This is a genomic window from Pseudomonas japonica (assembly GCF_013522925.1).
In the GTDB taxonomy this organism is placed as follows: domain Bacteria; phylum Pseudomonadota; class Gammaproteobacteria; order Pseudomonadales; family Pseudomonadaceae; genus Aquipseudomonas; species Aquipseudomonas japonica_A.
The window spans coordinates 222,576-239,505 of sequence record NZ_JAAMQU010000002.1 but is presented as its reverse complement, the minus strand read 5'-3'; the positions used below and the strand labels follow the sequence as shown (position 1 = coordinate 239,505).

The 16,930-nt window shown below is 62.4% G+C and carries 16 protein-coding genes; 6 read left to right on the top strand and 10 right to left on the bottom strand.

Features of this window, described 5'->3' with window-relative positions; translation table 11 throughout:
• Window positions 1–5: 5 nt before the first annotated feature.
• Genes G7016_RS03725 through G7016_RS03705 form a run of 5 tightly spaced genes read left to right on the top strand, consistent with a single transcriptional unit; the run spans window position 6 to window position 6,088 of the window.
• Complete coding sequence (locus G7016_RS03725; RefSeq protein WP_181111490.1) at window positions 6–2,030, top strand: chemotaxis protein CheA; 2,025 nt, start codon at window positions 6–8, stop codon at window positions 2,028–2,030.
• A gap of 15 nt (window positions 2,031–2,045) precedes the next feature.
• Window positions 2,046–3,683 carry a methyl-accepting chemotaxis protein gene (locus tag G7016_RS03720; protein WP_181111489.1) on the top strand — a complete coding sequence of 546 codons (1,638 nt, stop codon included), beginning with the start codon at window positions 2,046–2,048 and terminating at the stop codon, window positions 3,681–3,683.
• A gap of 13 nt (window positions 3,684–3,696) precedes the next feature.
• A complete protein-coding gene (locus G7016_RS03715) occupies window positions 3,697–4,203 on the top strand; it encodes a chemotaxis protein CheW (protein WP_181111488.1) in 507 nt (168 codons plus the stop codon).
• Window positions 4,200–5,006 (top strand): CheR family methyltransferase, encoded by an 807-nt coding sequence (locus G7016_RS03710; RefSeq protein ID WP_181111487.1) that lies wholly within the window; start codon window positions 4,200–4,202, stop codon window positions 5,004–5,006. The genes G7016_RS03715 and G7016_RS03710 overlap by 4 nt, the downstream gene beginning before the upstream one ends.
• An 11-nt stretch (window positions 5,007–5,017) precedes the next feature.
• Complete coding sequence (locus G7016_RS03705; protein ID WP_181111486.1) at window positions 5,018–6,088, top strand: protein-glutamate methylesterase/protein-glutamine glutaminase; 1,071 nt, start codon at window positions 5,018–5,020, stop codon at window positions 6,086–6,088.
• 21 nt (window positions 6,089–6,109) lie between these two features.
• Here G7016_RS03705 and G7016_RS03700 read toward each other — a convergent pair whose 3' ends face one another.
• The 9 genes from G7016_RS03700 to G7016_RS03660 form a co-directional block, all read right to left on the bottom strand.
• Complete coding sequence (locus G7016_RS03700) at window positions 6,110–6,688, bottom strand: TerD family protein (RefSeq protein WP_181111485.1); 579 nt, start codon at window positions 6,686–6,688, stop codon at window positions 6,110–6,112.
• A 34-nt stretch (window positions 6,689–6,722) separates the two neighbouring features.
• Window positions 6,723–7,757, bottom strand: a complete 1,035-nt coding sequence (locus G7016_RS03695) for a TerC/Alx family metal homeostasis membrane protein (protein WP_181111484.1) — start codon at window positions 7,755–7,757, stop codon at window positions 6,723–6,725.
• Between the two features lie 8 nt (window positions 7,758–7,765).
• Complete coding sequence (locus G7016_RS03690) at window positions 7,766–8,215, bottom strand: tellurite resistance TerB family protein (protein WP_181111483.1); 450 nt, start codon at window positions 8,213–8,215, stop codon at window positions 7,766–7,768.
• A gap of 52 nt (window positions 8,216–8,267) precedes the next feature.
• Window positions 8,268–9,197, bottom strand: a complete 930-nt coding sequence (locus G7016_RS03685) for an HpcH/HpaI aldolase/citrate lyase family protein (protein WP_181111482.1) — start codon at window positions 9,195–9,197, stop codon at window positions 8,268–8,270.
• A complete protein-coding gene (locus G7016_RS03680) occupies window positions 9,197–10,285 on the bottom strand; it encodes a cysteine protease StiP domain-containing protein (RefSeq protein WP_181111481.1) in 1,089 nt (362 codons plus the stop codon). The genes G7016_RS03685 and G7016_RS03680 overlap by 1 nt, the downstream gene beginning before the upstream one ends.
• Window positions 10,278–11,036: a trehalose phosphatase gene (locus tag G7016_RS03675; protein ID WP_181111480.1), complete on the bottom strand. Its 759-nt coding sequence runs from the start codon at window positions 11,034–11,036 to the stop codon at window positions 10,278–10,280. Before G7016_RS03675 ends, G7016_RS03680 begins: the two co-directional genes overlap by 8 nt.
• Complete coding sequence (locus G7016_RS03670) at window positions 11,026–12,162, bottom strand: phosphoribosyltransferase domain-containing protein (protein WP_181111479.1); 1,137 nt, start codon at window positions 12,160–12,162, stop codon at window positions 11,026–11,028. The genes G7016_RS03675 and G7016_RS03670 overlap by 11 nt, the downstream gene beginning before the upstream one ends.
• A gap of 327 nt (window positions 12,163–12,489) precedes the next feature.
• On the bottom strand, window positions 12,490–14,652 hold the full coding sequence (locus tag G7016_RS03665; RefSeq protein ID WP_181111478.1) for an ATP-binding protein: 2,163 nt from the start codon (window positions 14,650–14,652) through the stop codon (window positions 12,490–12,492).
• Window positions 14,653–14,786: 134 nt separating this feature from the next.
• Window positions 14,787–15,713 (bottom strand): LysR family transcriptional regulator, encoded by a 927-nt coding sequence (locus G7016_RS03660; protein ID WP_375139673.1) that lies wholly within the window; start codon window positions 15,711–15,713, stop codon window positions 14,787–14,789.
• A 61-nt stretch (window positions 15,714–15,774) separates the two neighbouring features.
• On the opposite strand from G7016_RS03660, the gene G7016_RS03655 reads away from it, so the two are divergent.
• Complete coding sequence (locus G7016_RS03655; protein WP_181111477.1) at window positions 15,775–16,575, top strand: NAD(P)H-dependent oxidoreductase; 801 nt, start codon at window positions 15,775–15,777, stop codon at window positions 16,573–16,575.
• On the opposite strand, the gene G7016_RS03650 is transcribed toward G7016_RS03655, so the two are convergent.
• Window positions 16,572–16,907, bottom strand: a complete 336-nt coding sequence (locus G7016_RS03650; protein ID WP_181111476.1) for a hypothetical protein — start codon at window positions 16,905–16,907, stop codon at window positions 16,572–16,574. The two genes, G7016_RS03655 and G7016_RS03650, sit on opposite strands and share 4 nt — an antisense overlap.
• Window positions 16,908–16,930 lie beyond the last annotated feature (23 nt).

The following is a 16,930-nucleotide window of genomic DNA, read 5'->3' as shown; positions in this document are numbered from 1 at the left end:
GGCCTATGAACCTTGACGCTGCACTGCAGACCTTTATCGCCGAAGCCCGCGAACTCCTCCAGGACATGGAGCAAGCGCTGCTGCGCCTGGAGAGCGAGCCGGGCGATATGCAGTGCCTGGCCGCCGTGTTCCGCGCGGCCCACACCATCAAAGGCTCGGCCGGGCTGTTCGGGCTCGACCCGCTGGTGAGCTTCGCTCATGTGGTCGAAGACCTGCTCGACCGCCTGCGTAGCGGCAGCCTGGCCATCGACCGTGATCGCATCGCGCTGCTGCTGGGCTGCAACGACCACTTGAGCGCCTTGCTCGAGTGCGTAGCCGTGGAGCGCCGCGAGCCGGGTGCCGCGCTGTTGGCCAACGAACAACCGTTGCGTGACCGCCTTGCCGCCTGCGGTGGGCAAGCCGCGGCTGCCCCGGCGGCTGCGGTGGAACAGGCTCAAGCAAACCCTGGTCGGCTTTGGCAGGTTTCGGTGCGCTTCGGCGAAGACACCTTCCGCCACGGCATGGACCCGCTGTCGTTCCTGCGTTACCTGGATACCCTCGGCGAGCGCAAGGCCCTGGAGCTTCACCAGCAAGGCATCAGCGAAGCCGAAACCTTCGACCCTGAAACCTGCTACCTGGGCTTCGACCTTCAGCTGCAGGCCGCCTGCGATGCAGACACCCTGGCCCAGGCGTTCGCGTTTGTAGAGGGTGAATGCGAGCTGGCGATCAACGAATTGACCGGCGAGCCCTTGAGCGAGCAGTTGCCTGTGGAGGCCGTGGAACCCGCCGTGGCGACAGCTGTGCAAACAGCCACGCCAGAGCCGCGCGCAACACCAGACAACCGCCAGGCCTGGGTGCGGGTGCGCGCCGACAAGCTCGAGGCCTTGATCAACCTGGCAGGTGAACTGGTAACTGCGGGCGCCGGTGCGCGCCTGCTGGCCGAACGTGCCGCCACGGGCCGCGGCGACGAGGCCTTGCTGGAAGCGACCGCCTCGGTCAACGCGCTGGTGGAGCAGGTGCTCGAAGGCGCGCTGGCCATGCGCATGGTGCCGATCGGCGAAACCTTCAACCGGTTTCATCGCGTGGTACGTGACGTCAGCCAGGGGCTGGGCAAGGACATCGAGCTGGTGGTGAGCGGTGGCGACACCGAACTGGACAAAGCGCTGGTGGAGCAGCTCGGTGACCCGCTGATGCACCTGTTGCGCAACGCCATGGACCACGGTATCGAAACACCCGAAGCGCGGTTGGCGGCAGGCAAGCCTGCGCGTGGCCGGCTGCACCTCAACGCGTTTCACGACGCCGGCAACATTGTTGTGGAGCTCAGCGATGACGGTGCCGGCCTGAACCGCGCGCGGATTCTGGCCAAGGCACGCGAACGCGGCCTGATCGGCAATACCGAGCCTAGCGATCGTGAGCTGCTGGCACTGATTTTCGAACCGGGTTTTTCCACCGCGGCGGCCGTGACCAACCTGTCCGGGCGTGGCGTGGGCATGGACGTGGTGAAACGCAACATCACCGGCCTGCGCGGCAGTATCGAGCTGTTCAGCCCGCCAGGCGAAGGCACCACTGTGCGCATCCGGTTGCCACTCACCTTGGCGATGATCGACGGGCTGCTCGTGGAAGCTGCGGGCAGCAGTTATGTCATCCCCTTGGGGATGGTGCGCGAATGCATGGAGCTGGTGCCCGGCGAACGTGACGCCTTGCGGGCCAGGGGCCACGTTGACCTGCGCGGGGAAGTGCTGCCGTTGGTGTTCCTGCGTGACCATTTCGAGCTGCACGGCGAAGCGCCCCGGCGGGAAAACATCGTGGTGATCCGCGCCCACGGCCTCAAGGCGGGGCTGGTGGTGGACCACCTGATGGGCGAATACCAAACCGTTATCAAACCCCTCGGCGCGCTGTTCGGCGGCGTTCGAGGCATCAGCGGCTCCAGCGTGTTGGGTAGTGGCGCAGTCGCCCTGATCCTCGACGTGCCTGCCCTGCTCAAGCACCTGACCGAGCGCGAGAGCGCCTCGCTCAAACTTTCTTCAACGTTTCAGGCTGTCCAGGGTTAGTCCCGAGGTGTTCCAATGAACTGGTTCTACAATCTCAAAATCTCCGCCAAGCTGCTGATTTCCTTCCTGCTGGTGCTGTCACTGTCCATCGTGTTGGGCGTCTTCGCGATCATGCAACTGTCTGCGGTCAATAGCGCCGCGGTACGCATGAGCGAGGATTCCGTGCCGTCCATCCGCGCCGCAGCCGCCATGCGCTACAACCTTACCCAGTACCGCACCCGCGAGGCGCGCCACATCCTGGCCGACAGCGACGCGGAGATGGATGAGCTGGTGCGCACCGGGCAGCAGTCCAAAGCTGAAGTTGATGCCAACCTGGAAAAATATAAGCCGCTGATCTCCGGCCCCGAGGAACAAGCCCTCTACGACAGCTTTGTCGGCGACTATCGCCAGTACCTTGCCATAAGCGAAAAACTGCTGAACCTGTCCCGCCAGGGCGACAAGGCAGGCGCCAAAGCCATGCTGGCCGTGGATTCTCGCCCGGTGTTCGAGGGCGCCTCGGCGACCCTTGGCAAGCTGGTCGCGCTCAACGACGCCAACGCCCAGGCCGTCAGCGAAGCAGCTGCCAGCACCTATGAGCGCGCACGCCTGGCGATCGCGCTGGTATTGGCCGGCTCGGTGATCATGGGCCTGTTCCTTACCTGGTTCGTGTCCCGCATCATCTCCCGCCCCCTGCGCCATGCCATGGATGTGGCCACGCGCTTGGCCGAGGGTGACCTGGCCGTGAAGGTGGAAGTGACCAGCCAGGATGAAACCGGCCGGGTACTGGTTGCTATGGAAAACATGGCCGGCCAGCTTGGCCGCATCATTGGCGAAGTGCGCCATGCGGCGGATAACCTGGCCAGCGCTTCGGAAGAAGTGAGCGCCACCGCGCAGTCCATGAGCCAGGCCACCAGCGAGCAGGCTGCCAGCGTGGAACAGACCAGCGCTTCGGTAGAACAGATGACCGCCAGCATCAACCAGAACACGGAAAACGCCAAGGTGACCGATGGCATGGCCAGCAAGGCCTCGCGCGAAGCCGTGGAAGGCGGGCAGTCGGTGCAGGCTACCGTCGACGCCATGAAGAAGATCGCCCAGCGCATCGGGATCATCGACGACATCGCCTACCAGACCAACCTGCTGGCGCTTAACGCTGCGATCGAAGCCGCCCGTGCCGGTGAGCATGGCAAAGGCTTCGCGGTGGTTGCCGCCGAAGTGCGCAAGCTGGCTGAACGCAGCCAGGTGGCCGCGCAGGAAATCGGTGAACTGTCTACCAGCAGCGTGAGCCTGGCCGAACGCGCCGGCGCCCTGCTGACCGAGATGGTGCCCTCCATCGGCAAGACCAGCGACCTGGTGCAGGAAATCAGTGCTGCCTCCGAAGAGCAGTCTGCGGGCGTCGCCCAGATCAACATGGCAATGGTGCAGCTGAACCAGGTCACTCAGCAGAACGCTTCCAGCAGCGAAGAGCTGGCGGCCACCGCCGAGGAAATGAGCAGCCAGGCCGAGCAACTGCAGCGCGCCATGAGCTTCTTCCGCATGGAAACCGACAACGCCCGCGGCGTGCCGCCAACCTCGCAGCGCAGCCCGGTGCGGCCAGCGGTCGCCACGCCTGCACGTCAGGCCTGGCGCGGTGAGCCGGCTGCGGCACTGTGTGAAACCGAGTTCACCCGGTTCTGAAGGAGGCGCCGCCATGACTAGCCCACCCCCCGGCACCCTCGCCGATGCGCAGTACCTGACCTTTTCGGTTGCCGGGGACACCTATGCCCTGGCCATCGAAGGCATCAAGGAAATCATCGAGCTGAGCCAGATGACTGTGGTACCGATGATGCCGGCCTATGTGCGCGGCGTGATCAACTTGCGCGGCGCGGTGGTACCCGTGATTGACCTGGCCGCACGCTTCGGTCAGCCACCGGCCGAGCTTGGCCGCCGCAGCTGCGTGGTGATCCTGGAAATAAACTCGGACGACGGCGACAAGCAGGTGTTCGGCCTGCTGGTAGATGCCGTGTGCGCGGTGCTCGACATTGCCGCCGAGCACATGGAGCCGGCGCCGGCGTTCGGCGCGCGCATTCGCGCCGACTTCATCGCCGGCATGGCGCGCCTGGATGCACGCTTTGTGATTGTGCTCGATGCCAACCGTGTGCTCGCCTTGCAAGACCTGGCGGCCATCAGCCACATGGCAGGCGAGGCGGCGGCGTGAGCAACAGCGGCATCACCGACGCCGACTTCGCGCACTTTCAGCGCTGGCTTTATCAGCGCGCGGGCATCCATATGGCGGCCAGCAAGAAGGCGTTGGTGGCGGGCCGCCTGGCCACGCGTTTGCGTCACCATGGCATGAATGATCATGGCGCTTATTTTGCGATGATCACCACCCCCCAGGGTGCGGACGAAGCCCAGATTGCACTGGATCTGCTCACCACCAACGAAACCTATTTCTTTCGCGAACCCAAGCATTTCGAGTGGCTGCGTGAGCAGCTTCCGCAGCTTCAACGGCCGGGGCGCACGTTCCGCCTGTGGAGCGCCGCCTGTTCTTCCGGGGAAGAGCCCTACAGCCTCGCCATGCTGCTGGCCGACTGCCTGGGCGAAAAACCCTGGGAAATACTCGGCTCGGATATCAGTACTCGGGTGTTGGAAAAAGCCGCTCGGGGCCATTACCCCATGGAGCGGGCCCGCAACCTGAGCCAGGAACACTTGAGCCGTTATTGCCTCAAGGGCATCGGGCGCCAGGCAGGCACGCTGCTGGTGGACAAACCGCTGCGCGATCGCGTGCAGTTCCTGCAGGTGAACCTGAACGATCACTTGCCCAAGTTGGGCGAATTCGATGTGATCTTTTTGCGCAATGTGCTGATCTATTTCGATGTACCTACCAAGCAGCGCGTGCTCAGCCGGCTGGTCCCGCTACTGCGCAGCGGTGGCTACTTCATCGTGAGCCACTCCGAAAGCCTGAACGGCGTAACGGACGCGCTGGCGCTGGTGTCTCCTTCCATCTACCGCAAACCATGAGCCCGCTCGCCATGCCCATCAAGGTAATGATCATCGACGACTCGGCCGTGGTGCGTCAGGTACTGCAAGCCATTCTGGAGCAGAGCCCCGACCTGAAGGTTATCGGTGTGGCCAGCGACCCGTTGTTCGCCATGGAAAAGATGGCCAAGCAATGGCCGGATGTAATCGTGCTGGATGTGGAAATGCCGCGCATGGACGGCGTGACCTTCCTGCGCAAGCTGATGGCCGAGCGCCCTACCCCCGTGGTGATTTGCTCTACCCTGGCTGAAAGTGGCAGCCAGACCGCACTGCAAGCCTTGGCCGCCGGCGCTGCGGATATCATTGCCAAACCGAAAATGGGCCTGAAGGAATTCCTGCACCAATCGGCGGCGGAATTGACCAGCGCGGTACGGGGTGCGGCGAAAGCCAACCTGAACGCTCTGCGTGCACGTTCACCGCTGCCAGCGGTGGCGCCGAAACATACCGCCGATGCGATTCTGCCGCCCGCCGGCGCTCAGGCCATGGCCCGCACCACTGAGCGCGTGATTGCATTGGGCACTTCCACTGGCGGTACCCAGGCACTGGAGCGCGTGCTGACGGCGCTGCCTCGGGTATGCCCGGCCATTCTCGTGGTGCAGCACATGCCCGAGAAATTCACTGCTGCGTTCGCCCAGCGGCTTGATAGCCTTTGCCAGGTGGAAGTGATGGAAGCCCGGGACAACGACCGTGTGTTGCCGGGGCGGGTGCTGATCGCGCCGGGTGGGCGCCATATGTTGCTCAAGCGCAGCGGCGCGCAATATCACGTGCAGGTCACCGATGGCCCTCACGTCAACCGGCACAAGCCGTCGGTGGATGTACTGTTCCGCTCCGTTGCGCGCTTCGCCGGCGCCAATGCCACAGGCGTGATCATGACGGGCATGGGTGACGATGGCGCCCGGGGCCTGAAAGAAATGCTTGAGGCCGGGGCCGATACCTACGCCCAGGATGAGGCCAGCTGCGTGGTGTTCGGCATGCCCAAGGAAGCGATTCGCCTTGGGGCTGCCCGGCAAGTGGTGGGGCTGGACCGGATAGCTCAGCTGATCGTGCAAACGTCACGGGGCTGAGCTACCGGCCGTTACTCGCCGCTAGCCCATGTTTACCCCGTAGCCCTGCGCCAAGGGCTTGAGCCCCCCTGCGTAACCCTGGCCGATGGCGCGGAATTTCCATTCGCCATTGTGGCGGTACAGCTCGGCAAAGATCATGGCGGTTTCGGTGCCAGCGTCTTCGGCAAGGTCGTAGCGGACCACTTCCTCGCCCGTGGTCTCGTTGATGATGCGGATGAACGCACCACCCACCTGGCCGAAATTCTGCCCTCGGTCGCCCGCCTCATGAATGGTCACGGCGAACGCCACCTTATCCACGTCTGCCGGGACCAGCGCGAGGTCTACCTTGATCTGCTCGTCATCGCCGTCGCCAGCGCCGGTACGGTTGTCACCAGTGTGCTCGACCGAGCCGTCGGGGCTTTTCAGCTGGTTGTAAAAGATGAAATCCCCCTCCCCGCGGACTGTCCCCGTTGCGTTCAGCAGGAAGGCGCTGGCGTCCAGGTCGAAATCCACGCCGTCGGTAGCGCGGGGGTTCCAACCCAGCCCTACGACGATTCGCGTGAGGGAAGGGTCGGTTTTGGTAAGCGAAAGATTACCGCCCTTTTGAAGAGACAATGCCATGTGAAGCTCCTTGTTCGTACAGGTGTGCGAGGGGTCAGTTGTGTTCGGCTTGTGAAGGCGCCTTTGCGGGGAAGATCAGGCTGGCGGCAATGCCCGCAGCCAGTACGGCCATGACAATCGCCAGGCTTGTATTGGGGGCGATCGTGTAGCTGTGTTCGAACAGGTGGTGGGTGGCGTTGAGGCCAAGCTTCGCTGCAATAAAGAACAGCAGCGCGATCACGGCTTTTTCCAGGTGCACCAGGTAACGCTTGAGCGCTTCAAGCACGAAGTACAGGCTGCGCAGCCCCAGAATGGCGAACAGCATTGCCGAATACACAATCAGCGGCTCTCGGCTTACCGCAATGACTGCGGGCACCGAGTCGAACGCGAACAGCAGGTCCGACACTTCCACCACCACAAGGCACAGGAACAGGGGCGTCGCGAACACAGCGCCTTTCGCCGCGAGCGTGATGCCATGGTTTTCGGGCTTCAGTACCTGCGCTTCAAGCACCTGGCGGCTGACGAAGAACCGATTGCCGTGCAGCTTGGGCCAGGTCGGAAACAGCAGGGTGGCCACGCGATAGGCAATGTGGCGGGAATAGTCCTCTTCAGCTTCATCGCTGCCACTTCCCTTGAGCATCATGACGGCGGTCCACGCCACGATCACCGCAAATACCACCTCGACCCAGGGGCCCAGGGCGAGCAACCCGGTGCCGATAAGCACAAAGACCCCACGGAAAACGACTGCGCCGATCACACCCCAGTAGAGAACGCGGTGGCGAAGCTCGTCCGGAACCTTGAACCAGGCGAAGATGGCCATGAAGACGAACAGGTTGTCGACGCTCAATACTTTTTCCAGGGCGTAGCCGGTAATGAACAGGCTGGCGGTATGGGCGCCATGTTGCACGTACAGGAAAGCCGCAAACCCCAGCGAGAGTGCAACCCAGAACACCGACCACAGCGATGCCTTGGCCAGTGAAACGGGCCTGTCGGCGCGATGGGTGACCATGTCCAGCAGCAGTGCGCCGAGCGCGATGCCGGCGAATACCGCGATGGTCAACGGCGGGAAGCCGAGAGGCGTAGCGTCCATGGTGTACCTCACAAGTCGAAGTCAGCGGGGTTAAGCCCCAGTTCCAGGCATACCTGGCGGCAGGCGGCGCGTTCCTGCTTATCGAAGTTGCCATCGGAACCACCCACTGCGCAGGCGACCCGCACCAGCAAGCGTGCCGCGCTGTCGTTGCCCTTGAGCTTGCCGATGGTCTTGAGCGCCTCGGCCTCGCCAATGTGGAAATCGAATTCGAACTTGCTGCTGGCGTCGTTGAACGCTGCAAGTACGTCATTCAAGTTGAACACCTTCAATTCGGGCGAATTATTGATAAAACCCGTCATCTTCATTTTTTCAGCGGCAGTTATTTCGCCATCAGCGGCGGCGATCATTGCGCACGCCGCAGCCGTTGCTTCCATGAAGTGCCGGTTTCGGAACTTCGCTACTTCGGTGGTAAGCGCTTCCCGCGCCATTGCAGCGTTGCTTTTCAGCCATCCCAGCATTTGGGTTTCTCCTTGTTTACAGGGCAATAAGCCCAGCGGTCATTCGCGCGTTTTACCGCCCTGCCTGCGCCAGGCTGCAATCGACCGGCTTCACGCCATGCCACTTCGCGCGCTCCAGCGTCCTGGCAGCCCAGTTGTAATGCGTGGCCGGTTCGACCATGGCGTCGTCGTGCCTGAACACGGCGGGGCGGGCGCCCTGGACGATCAACCGGGCGCAGTTCAGGTCTTCTATGGGGACCTTCAAGCCTTCATGGATCAGGGGCACCTGGCTGGGATGGATGGCCGTTTTGCCCACCAGCCCATGGGCCATGTCCAGGTGCACTTCCCGATTGAGCAGCTCTGGCATGGCCAGGTGTTCGAATACGGGCGCCGTGAGCGCGAAACCCTGCGCGCCCAGCACACCGGCAAGCATGGGGATCACATAGCCCATTGGGGTTTCATACAGGGTGCCGGTACGCGGGCGCCGCAGGGCCAGACAACCCAGCAGATCGTTTCCCCCGATGCGGATCGCCAGGATTCGCTGCCCGAATTCGGCCCGTAGCGCCTTGCCCAAATCCGCCACAGCGGCAGGGTTGTAGACCTGTGCAGTTTCAAGGGTGGGCATGAGTAACTGGTTGGGGGCATCCAGCACACGGGCCCAGCGCTCAAGAGAGGCCAGATCGAGTTTGGGAATCACGAAACCATCTACTGCGTGTATTTCCGGCCAAGCCATCAGCGTAGCGGCCATGCGCGGGTTTCTAGGGCGAACGAACACCAATGGGCGGCAGTCATCGGCACGGCCACTGCGGGCGACGCTGGCTAGTGTGCTGCGTAGTCGAGCCAAGGCCGGGGCCGCATCCGACTCGGCAATGGCATCCTCAAGGCACACCACCAGCGATCGCAGGCCGGGTAGTTTCTTCCCCACCATAACCGCCAGAAGGTCCGGTCGAGTAGCCGGCATATACAGGGTACCGCCCAAGGCAAACGGAGAGACGTTTCGCACTAGCTCACCCTCCGGATAAGGGTAACCGCCCGGTACGGCCCCAGTGCCGTGCCGGCCTCCTGCACCTCGATGCTGGCTTGCTGAGCGAGATGGATAAGTAACTGCACGTCAGGGTCGCGCCGGTCCCGTACCACTACCTGGTCAGGAACACGCCTGAATACCGCCCGCGTGGCCTCTGCGATTCCGGGCTTTATTCGATTGAGGTCGTTTGTATCGAAGCGCTCGCACAGGTGCCCGAACACTCCTGAAGTTGCGGCTTGCAGTGCCTTTGCGTGCGGCGGGGCCCAAGGCGCTGCGGCGCTTGCGCGAACAGTGGCCCGGGCGGCGTCGACCCTTTCGATGAAGGGGCGCGTGAGGTCGTGCGCCGTCAGGTCATGCTGCACCACACATCCATGCAGCCCTGCATCGGTGGGCCAGACAGAGCGCGAAACCAGCCCGGATACCGTTGCGCCAAGCACGCCGGACGGGATGAGCCAGTCCTGCGCCGAGGCTGCCAGCCATGCACGACCACAGGGGTCTGCCAGCACCACCAACCGCGGCAGGTCGGGAAAGCGGTGGTCGCCTGCAAGGCTGCGCTTGAGTTCGGCGGCAATGGCGCCCTTGCCGGTCCAGCCGTCGACGAATGCGATGTTCTGCGCCCCATGACGGGCAATGATGTGCTCCAGCGCCACGGTGTCGATGCCGCGACCTCGTACGATACTGATCCCGTAGTGGTGAACATCGCGCCCCTGTTCCAGCAGCGCCCGACGCAGCAGCACCCCCACAGGAAGGCCGGCGCGCACAAAGGACACCAGCACAATGGAAGCACCCGTATAACGCGCCGCCAGCCCTAGCGCGAGGGCTTGCACGTCCGCGGCCATCCTGCCGGCGCTGTTCTCCAGCGCGCGTTCGAAATAGGCCAGGTGGGAACCCGAAGGCGCCTCCTCGCGGCTGAGCATTTCTGAATAATGTTTCTGCTGCCGCTGGATACAACGTTCCTTTTCCAGCACGGCCGTAGGTACAAGTTCCGTGACGCGAAGCAGAATGTGAACATCGGCCGGCAGATAACTGCCGCTGCCAACGGTTGGCATGGCCAGTGGGTCAAGCATGGGCGATTCCCTCCACACACTTGGCGACCTGGCTACCGCTCGGCGTAGCCCAGAAATGGCACAGCCCCATGAAGCCCAGATCCGAAACACTGTCTCCAATACCAAGCAACAGGCGCCCACCGTGCAGCGCGTAATCCTGCGCGAGGTAATGCTCCACTGCAGCGCGCTTGCTGATGCCCAGGGGGAGCAAGGCCAGGTTGTTACCGTTGAGGTGGGTGTACAGGCCTTCGAGGTGGCCTGCGATCAGCAAGGTGTCGCGCAAGCGCACCAACTGGGCATCGGTGCCCGCGTTGTGCTTGATCACGATGCAGTGCCGCTGCCCTCCCTCCTCCAGTACCCAGCCGCGAAGCGACATACCGAGTTCGGCGCCTGCTTGAAGGGCCGCTTCACACAGCATCGGCAAACGAGCGTGAAAGGGGCGAAGCCGCTCGGCCATCGCGCGTTGCCAGTGAAGGTCCACCTCACCGTCTGGGCGAAGGATCACCCCGCCATGGGCACAAATGGCGCCGCCACTGAACCCCAGCGCCACGCGCCCGAACGCTTCCACACTGCGAGCGGTCACGGGCACCAGATCGCAATCGCGCCGTAGCCAGTCCAGAAGGGTTTTTTGCGCTTCGCTCTGGTAGCCGCTTACTGCCCCTTCCACGTTATGGGAAGCTGGATACCGACAGGCATCTTCGGGCATCTTGCCGGGTGTTTGAAAAAGGGTATCGTCCAGGTCCAGGAACACGAGCGGCCGATTACTCACCATCGACGATCACCTGCGCATTCAGCGTGTCGATCAATGAAACAGGCAAGGCGAGCCTGTGGGTTTCCGTGCACAGCAATACCCGTTCGAACTGCCCGGGCGCGACGTTATAAAGGAAGTTGTCTATGCCCTGCCCATAGTTGTCGGGGAATGCTATTACGCGCTCGATGGCGTGCCCAACGGCAATGGGCGAGCGCTTGGTAGAGCAGAAATGCACCCGGGCGCCGCTGCGCTCCAACCGCTCCGCCAACAGAAACGGCTTCCATACGAACTCCCCGGTGCCGATCACCAGGATGTTCTCGCCAGGTACCGCCTGGAGGTCACGGCCCAGGGTGTTGGCCACGTTCCGTACACCCAGGCGCCCCCAGTCGTTTGCCGGGTCGATTGGCCACCTGGCCACTGGGGCGAGCCCGCTCCGGGGGCGGGCAGGCACCACTGAACATGAATTGCCGGTGAAACGGTATGCCCCCCGCAGCAGCGATACCTGCGCGGCGTGCTCACCAACGGCGGCAGTGATCGCACCGCCGGACCAGTCGGTAAGGACGCAGGTAACAAGCCGCTCGACCCTGCTCAGCCCTGAAGCCAGCAAAGCGTTGTAGAGATTGAGCAGGGTTTTGCCGGTAGAGGCTTCGTCGTCCACCAGTACCAGGGAACGTGCACTCAGCATCATCTCCCGCAACGCTGGGGCGGCAGGGGCATGTACGAGGTGAGTACTTGCGTGGCTGTGCTCCTCCTCGAAACAGGCGAACAGATCCTCGGCTACGAAGTGGCGGGTGGTAACAAGGTACATCGAGTCGGGGCGGAAACGGCTGTAAGCCCTATGCACACCGGCGCCGAGGCCCACAGCGGTTTCCGCAAGGCCAATGAATAGCACCGGGCCGGGAAGGTCGCCGGGTAGTCGGCTTGCAAGCTGCTCGCACGTTTCCGAGAAGCGTGAAGGCGCAACAGGAATGTGCTTGCCGAGTACACGTGAAATGAAAAGAAACGCTCGCCTTGGGTTATGCCGCTCCGCGAACCCGAAAAGGGACCGAGGGGGGACTACAGAACTCTGGACTTCGACATCGAGTACGCCCTGCTGTAATACAGCGCGGAGTTGCGTAGAGTTAAAATCGGTTACACTTGATTCCATGTGTTAATTCCCGCGGACGGCAGAACATCAAAACCCAGGCTGGATCAATAAATAAAGGAAAGCACTCTAATCGATGGCGCCAGAGGCCGAGGCCCGGGTATCGAGGAGGCGCGCATTATGCGCAGCTGATGAATCAAATGCAGCACTTCACACTGTTACAAGTGTTGCAGCATATGAGATCTACAAAAACTCCAGCAGCCGTCCTACACAGCCTGCAGAATATTCCTAATAAAAGTATCAGACAGGTAATTTAAAATATTTTTCCAAACACTATCAGACGCAACTTTCAGGGGCGCGCGCGGCCATTACAGCAAAACTACCGCAGCGCTAACCCATAAGTTCACGGACCCGCGCCGTCAGTGTTTCGAGTACGAACGGCTTTGTAATCACTTGCATGCCCGGGGCAAGGTGGCCATTCCCGATAGCGGCGTTTTCCGCATAACCCGTGATGAACAAGGTTTTCAACCCCGGGCGCAGTTCCCGGCCCGCATCGGCCATCTGCCGCCCGTTCATGCCGCCGGGCAGCCCAACGTCCGTGATCAGCAGGTCGATGTGCGCACTGGAGCGCAGAACGGCGAGCCCGGCAACACTGTCAGCCGCCTCGATCAGTTGGTAGCCGAGCTCGGTAAGCACTTCGGTCAGTAACATCCTTACCGTGGGTTCATCATCCACGATGAGAATCGTCTCTCCGGTGTTTTGTGGGTGAGTGGTCAAGGTGGCGACTTCGCGTACATCATCAACCGCCTCCCCATGATAACGGGGCAGATAAATACAGATCGTGGTGCCCAGCGCCACTTCGGAATAGATACGTACGTGGCCACCGGATTGCTTGGCGAACCCGTAGATCATCGACAACCCCAGCCCGGTCCCCTGGCCTATGGGCTTGGTGGTAAAGAAGGGGTCGAAGGCCTTCGCAATCACGTCTGGCGTCATGCCCACACCGGTGTCGGTGACACATAGAGACAAGTATTGGCCTTGGGTCATATCGTAAGCCCGGGCCGTTTCGTGATCCATCCAGCGGTTGGCCGTTTCTATGGTGATACGCCCGCCCTGGGGCATTGCGTCGCGCGCATTGATGCACAGGTTGAGCAGCGCATTCTCAAGCTGGCTGGCGTCGACGAGGGTAGGCCACAAGCTGGTTGCACCTACTGTTTCCACCGCGACACTCGGCCCAACGGTACGCTGGATCAGGTCGCTCATGCCTTCTACCAGCGCGTTCACATTGGTAGGCCGGGGATCCAGGGTTTGACGGCGTGAAAATGCGAGCAAGCGGTGTGTCAACGCCGAGGCGCGCCTCACCGCGCCTTGGGCAGCAATCATGTAGCGTTCCATGTCCGCCACGCGCCCCTGCGCAAGGCGCGTACTCATCAGTTCCAGCGCACCGGAAATACCGGCCAGCAGGTTGTTGAAATCGTGGGCAAGGCCACCGGTCAGCTGACCCACCGCTTCCATTTTCTGGGACTGGCGCAGCTTTTCTTCTGCCTGCATCAGCTCCAGGGTGCGGTCCGCCACGCGCTGTTCCAGCGTTTCGGTGAGCGATCGCAGCGCCAACACCGCACGGTCGCGCTCGGCTTCGACAGAGCGTCGCTCTTCCACATCAATGACCACACCCGGGAAGCTGAGCGCTGTGCCATCAGCGGCAAGGTCGACCCGGCCGTTCGCTTCGATCCAGTAGTAGTAGCCATCGGCGCGCCGAACCCGGTATTGATGTGCATAGGCCCCGCCCCGCTTCAACGCGCCCTCGATGGCGGCCATCAGGCCAGGCAGGTCTTCCGGATGCACCGCGGCAATCACCTGCTCAAGCGCCAGGCCTTCATCACCCGAGGCGTGGCCCAGGCCCAACGCGGCGGCGAAACCGTCGTCGAAGGTAAAGCGATTGGTGACCACGTCCCAATGCCAGGTTCCGATAATTGCACCCGCCGCAAGCGCGAGCTGTACCCGTTCCACGTTCCGCCGCGCCAGCGCTTCGCTTACGCGCAGGCGTTCCTCGGCCTCGTGCCGCTGGGTAACGTCGCTGAAGATGATCGCAATCTGCCGCTCGGCCAGATCACCTACGCTCACCGCCCTCACGTCGAACCATCGCTGAAAGGCCTTGGCGTAGCTCTCGAAGGTGGCAGGCTCGCCTGTCTTGGCCACATGGCCATAGGTATCGAACCAGAACTGCTCCAGCTCGGGAGCAAACTCGGTTACCCACTTTCCCTTGAGGTTGACCCCGGCCTGCCGCTCGAACGCGGGGTTGGCCTCGATGAATTGATAGTCGATAGGAAGGTCGTCGGCATCGAACTTGACCTGAACGATGGCAAACGCCGACTCGATGGTTTCCAGTATCGTGCGAAAGCGCTGTTCACTCTTGCGAAGGGCCGCTTCCCTGGCAAGCAGCCGGGCGATGTCTGGCCTGGTACTGTACTCACCGTCGATGCCCGCCGCGTCCAGGATATACCGCAGCCTTGCATTTTCGGCCTCAAGGTCTTCACGACTCAGGTCTTTCAAGGCTCGCTCACTCTCACATCAAGTCATGGGGATTTAAGGCACACCGGTTCGCATTTGGGCGACGCTCAGCGCGGAAAGTGCCGTTTGCGTGACGAGCGACCAAAGATCGCCGCCCGGGTAGCCGGTGGCGAGCTTCAGCCGCTGACGCACTCCACGATCCGCTGGCGCAACCACTGGTGCCCGGGCTCCCGGTGCACGCGTTCAGGCCACAGCATAAGCATCTCGAAGCCTTCCACCGGCAACGGCGCTTCAACTACCTTCAGTCGTGGATTATTGGCCACCACCCGCCACGGCACCATGGCCACCAGATCGGTATTCTCCAGCAGCGGCCCCAGGAACATGAAGTGAGGGACCGACACCACCACCTTCCTGGCCAAGCCTTGCGCGGCGAGCGCGGTATCCGTAGGCCCGGAGAAGCCGCCGCCGTCAGGCGAAACGACCACATGCTCAAGCTCGCAAAAGACATCCAGCCCCGGCCGGCGCTTGAGCCGTGGGTGATCGGCGCGCCCTGCCAGCACATAGCGTTCCACATACAGCAAACGCCGATGCAAGGCCGACGGCGCCTGATGGGCAATGTGGAATGCCATGTCTATCTCTCCTTGCTCAGCCTGGCGTACCAGTGTGCCAGGCGACAGGTTGAGCACTGCCAGCCGCGTGCCGGGGGCTTCTTTGCGGAGCGAGGCCAGCACCGGTAGCAAGATAGTGGATTCGGTGTAATCGGTGGCCGCCACACGCCAGGCATGCCGTGCCGTTGCAGGATCAAACGCATCGGCGGGAGCGATTGCCTGGCGCAAGGCTTCGAGCGCCTGGCGCAGCGGCGCACGCAGCGATTCGGCCCTTGCGGTAGGCCGCATGCCACGGGGCCCGGGCAGCAGCAGCGGATCACCCAGCGCATCGCGCAGCCGCGACAGCTGCACGCTTACGGTTGGCTGGGAAAGGTGCAGGCGCTCGGCGGCACGGGTAACGTTCAGCTCCGCGAGCAACGCATCGAGGGTAACCAACAGGTTGAGGTCCAGCCGGCGCAAGGAATTATCAACTGCAATACCTGGGATTTCGGATATTCATTTCTACTATACGTGCATCGCTCCCATCATGCCCGCACGGCCTTATTGGAGCACCGCCATGAATGTGTTGATTGTGTACGCCCACCCGGAACCCCGATCGCTTAACGGCGCCTTGAAGGACCATGCCGTCCGCTATCTGGAGCGCCAGGGGCACAGCGTGCAGGTGTCGGATTTATACGCCATGGACTGGAAGGCCGCGCTGAATGCCGGCGACAATACCGCGCATTCGCCAGGCACCCGCTTTTATCCCTCGGAAGATTCCCGTGACGCGTTTGCCAAGGGCACTCAACGCGCGGACATCAGTGCAGAGCAGCAAAAGCTGCAGTGGGCCGACGCCATTATCCTGCAGTTCCCGCTGTGGTGGTTCAGTTTGCCGGCGATACTCAAGGGCTGGGTAGAACGGGTATATGCCTATGGCTTTGCCTATGGCGTAGGCGAGCATTCCGATAGCCACTGGGGGGACCGATACGGCGAAGGCACCTTGGCGGGCAAACGCGCGATGTTGATGGTGACCACCGGCGGCTGGGCTTCCCACTACAGCCCGCGGGGCATCAATGGCCCGCTGGACGAACTGCTCTTCCCCATCCAGCACGGCATTTTGTTTTATCCGGGTTTCGAGGTGCTGCCGCCGTTCGTGATTTACCGTACCAGCAAGGTCGACGAAGAAGGCTTCGCCGCGGCCTGCACAGCACTGGAACACAGGCTTGATGGGTTATGGAGCGACTCGCCCATTGCATTTCGGCGGCAGAATGGCGGCGAGTACGAGATACCGGCGCTCACGCTTCGAGAGGACCTGGCGCCTGGCGTCGAGGGGGTAAGGGTTCATGTTTCAACCAGCATCGGGCCCTCCTCGCTCTAGGGCTGCCCCGTATAGGCCTTCTGGAAAATCGCCGCTGACCTCCCGGACGCCTCTTGGGCAGTGAACGCAACGAGCTTTTCCCTGAGCACCTTCTGCTCGGCCTCGAGTTGGAGGATTCTGGCCTGCTGGTTGGCTATCCGCTGCTGATCGGTGTCGTGCATCTTCACCAACCTGGCGATGCGCTTGCGGCAGGCCACCAGTTCACGGTTGGTTTCGTCCAGTTCATGGCCCAGCAAGGTACATTGGTGCTTCCAGGTTTCGAGCAGGGACGGCACACCGAGGGCGAACCGATCGTGGTCGGGGGGTGATGGAGGCGTTGACGGGTCGTCCATGGCAGGAATGCTCCGATACTGGT

Excerpts from the sequence above, each read along its gene's own strand:
- G7016_RS03725 (WP_181111490.1), top strand. The coding sequence starts at position 6 with ATGAACCTTGACGCTGCACTGCAGACCTTTATCGCCGAAGCCCGCGAA.
- G7016_RS03720 (WP_181111489.1), top strand. The coding sequence starts at position 2,046 with ATGAACTGGTTCTACAATCTCAAAATCTCCGCCAAGCTGCTGATTTCC.
- G7016_RS03715 (WP_181111488.1), top strand. The coding sequence starts at position 3,697 with ATGACTAGCCCACCCCCCGGCACCCTCGCCGATGCGCAGTACCTGACC.
- G7016_RS03705 (WP_181111486.1), top strand. The coding sequence starts at position 5,018 with ATGCCCATCAAGGTAATGATCATCGACGACTCGGCCGTGGTGCGTCAG.
- G7016_RS03700 (WP_181111485.1), bottom strand. The coding sequence starts at position 6,688 with ATGGCATTGTCTCTTCAAAAGGGCGGTAATCTTTCGCTTACCAAAACC.
- G7016_RS03695 (WP_181111484.1), bottom strand. The coding sequence starts at position 7,757 with ATGGACGCTACGCCTCTCGGCTTCCCGCCGTTGACCATCGCGGTATTC.
- G7016_RS03690 (WP_181111483.1), bottom strand. The coding sequence starts at position 8,215 with ATGCTGGGATGGCTGAAAAGCAACGCTGCAATGGCGCGGGAAGCGCTT.
- G7016_RS03680 (WP_181111481.1), bottom strand. The coding sequence starts at position 10,285 with ATGCTTGACCCACTGGCCATGCCAACCGTTGGCAGCGGCAGTTATCTG.
- G7016_RS03675 (WP_181111480.1), bottom strand. The coding sequence starts at position 11,036 with ATGGTGAGTAATCGGCCGCTCGTGTTCCTGGACCTGGACGATACCCTT.
- G7016_RS03670 (WP_181111479.1), bottom strand. The coding sequence starts at position 12,162 with ATGGAATCAAGTGTAACCGATTTTAACTCTACGCAACTCCGCGCTGTA.
- G7016_RS03655 (WP_181111477.1), top strand. The coding sequence starts at position 15,775 with ATGAATGTGTTGATTGTGTACGCCCACCCGGAACCCCGATCGCTTAAC.
- G7016_RS03650 (WP_181111476.1), bottom strand. The coding sequence starts at position 16,907 with ATGGACGACCCGTCAACGCCTCCATCACCCCCCGACCACGATCGGTTC.